The following is a 2,120-nucleotide window of genomic DNA, read 5'->3' on the forward strand; positions in this document are numbered from 1 at the left end:
GCCGCCAGCGTTCGTCCTGAGCCAGAATCAAACCCTCCACAAAAAAACCTTCATGAAGAGCCAAAACAATGACTCGAAAAAAAGAAAAGAAAAAGACAGACAAAACACACAACCAGCAACCACCACAGGAAACCCCGCGACAGCCAACCAGCCACATGCTCGCACAATCCTTCCAAAAACCCGGCCACAATCAAACCCCCTCGGGCACTCCCACCACACAACGACAGGAGCAGCAGCCGGACTGGCAATCAAAACTTAGTAGTACAAAACACGCTCTTGAGTTCTCAAACCACCACCACACAAGCACCAACACCACAGGCCAAAACCTGAACCATCAGCGCCGGGCAGCAAGAGATAAACATACACAACAACCAACAAGCCCGCAACCCGGACACAACAAAAACACCCAAAACCCCTGAAAACACAAGCTCCGCCCGGCGTGTCGCAAACAGCCAAAAACCACGTCCACCACCACACTACCCACCAACACCACACTGTCTAGTTCGAGCGGATAGTTGACGTATGTCTCGGGGGATGGTTGACGGGGTGTCCTAGGGCATGGTTGACGTATGTCTCGGGGCATGGTTTACAGGTCGGTGCTGGTTGATTGGTGTATGGACACACAATCACAGCAGCAGACACCAGCGCATTCCAATGATGATGGCCCCGCGGCCCGTAGCGAGTTCCTGCGCAACAAAGCCATCGTCAACGCGATCCTCGCGGGCATGCCGGTCGCCGAGGCCGCCCGGCGCCACGGCGTCACCAGGCAGTGGGCGAACGAGCTGAGACGCAGGTACGGCGAGGAGGGAGAGAAAGGTCTCCTGCCCCGCTCCAGGCGCGCGCGCCGTATCGCCAACAGGACCGGGAAGGAGACCAGGGAGCGGATCGTCGCGCTCCGGCGCGAGCTGGACGCCGCCGGTCTGGACTCGGGGCCGGAGTCCATCGCCGCCAGGCTGGAGCGCGAGGGCGTCAGGCCTCCGGCGAACTCCACGATCCACCGCATCCTCAAGCAGGCGGGCCTGGTGCGCCCCGAGCCGAGGAAGCGGCCCAGGTCCTCGTACGCGAGGTTCGAGGCCGCGCTGCCCAACGAGACGTGGCAGTCGGACTTCACCCACTGGCCTCTCGCGGACGGCACGGACGCGCTGATCGTCTCCTGGCTCGACGACCACTCGAGGTTCCTCCTGTACTCGCGCGCGTACGCGACGGTCACCATGAAGACCATCGAGGAGTCGTTCCGCCAGGCGTGCTCCCGGTACGGGATCCCCGCCTCCACGCTCACCGACAACGGCACCGTGTACACGACCCGCCTGCACTCGGCCGAACCGGGGTCGTTCGAGCGGCTGCTCGCCCTGATGGGCGTGCGCCAGAAGAACGGCAGCCCCTACCATCCCCAGACCCAGGGCAAGATCGAACGCTGGCACCGCACCCTCAAGCAATGGCTCGCCGCCCGGCACCTCGCGCGCGGTCTCGACGAGCTCAACGCCCAGCTCGACGAGTTCCGCCGCGAGTACAACGAGGAACGCCCCCACCGGGCCCTGGGCCGCCGCACCCCCAAGGAGGCGTACGAGGCCAAGGGCAAGGCCGGCCCCGACCCCGAGATCGCCGCCCGCGAACAGGCCAGACGCGACGAGGAGGAACACCGCGAGGCCGAACGCGTGACGGCCCCGAGACGCAGGCCCGTCCCGGCCGCCGAACGCACGGAGCCCGAGCCCGTGGACGTGACCGTCCCGGCCCGCACGCACAAGACCGACCGACGCGGATGCGTCACCCAGCAGGGCGGCGTCGCTCCGCTGCGCCGCATCATCGTCAACATCGGCAGGGAGAACGCCGGCAGGACGGTGGAACTGGCCATCGACCACGGCATCGTCACCGTCACCGACACCGCCACCGGCGAGATCCTCGCCGACCAAAGACTCGACACCACACGCGAATACCAATACCGCAGGCCACCGGCGAACGACAACGATGCCCCAGGACAGCAGTAAAGCATGCCCCAGGACACCCCGTCAACCATGCCCCGAGACACCCGTCAACCATGCCCCGAGACAATACANNNCTATCTCATCACGCTGGTGTTCCATGTGCACTCCACGCCCATAACCACGCACATCGAGAAGTAT

General features: G+C 64.0%; 1 protein-coding gene. It reads left to right on the forward strand.

What is annotated here, in order from left to right; genetic code table 11:
- Positions 1-614 precede the first annotated feature (614 nt).
- Positions 615-1,985: an IS481 family transposase gene (locus BTIS_RS11550; protein WP_094665597.1), complete on the forward strand. Its 1,371-nt coding sequence runs from the start codon at positions 615-617 to the stop codon at positions 1,983-1,985.
- Positions 1,986-2,120 lie beyond the last annotated feature (135 nt).

The sequence above is a fragment of the Bifidobacterium tissieri genome, from assembly GCF_002259645.1.
GTDB classification, from domain to species: Bacteria; Actinomycetota; Actinomycetes; order Actinomycetales; family Bifidobacteriaceae; genus Galliscardovia; species Galliscardovia tissieri.

Excerpts from the sequence above, each read along its gene's own strand:
- BTIS_RS11550 (WP_094665597.1), top strand. The coding sequence starts at position 615 with ATGGACACACAATCACAGCAGCAGACACCAGCGCATTCCAATGATGAT.